This is a genomic window from Halomonas marinisediminis, assembly GCF_004347715.1.
GTDB lineage: Bacteria > Pseudomonadota > Gammaproteobacteria > Pseudomonadales > Halomonadaceae > Halomonas > Halomonas icarae.
This window is the reverse complement of the sequence record NZ_SLTR01000152.1, coordinates 1-325: the sequence shown is the minus strand read 5'-3', so window position 1 is coordinate 325 and position 325 is coordinate 1. Positions and strand designations below refer to the sequence as shown.

The window sequence follows — 325 nt, the reverse complement described above, 5'->3', positions numbered from 1 at the left end:
ATCGATAGTGATGATCAACAGCGCTTATTGAAGCGTTTGATCAAAGCGCAAAATCTTGATGAGAAACAATGGCCAGCGCGACAAGTTTGCTGGTGGATTAATGGTAAGAAAGACGAAGGCTTACGCCCAGCACATATTGATGCTTACCATGATCCAATCACAAAAACGTATCTACAACTTTATAGTGCTTATCAAGAGACATGTGACCGTGCAGGTTTAGTCGACTTTGCTGAAATTTTGCTCCGTGCCCACGAGTTATTGCGTGATAAAAAAGCCATTCGAGAGCATTACCAAGCGCGTTTCAAACATATTCTGGTCGACGAAT

At 42.5% G+C, this 325-nt stretch carries 1 protein-coding gene; it reads left to right on the top strand.

The window, feature by feature from the left end:
• A partial coding sequence (locus E0702_RS16180; RefSeq protein ID WP_165927578.1) for a UvrD-helicase domain-containing protein occupies positions 1 to 325 on the top strand: 325 nt, incomplete at both ends.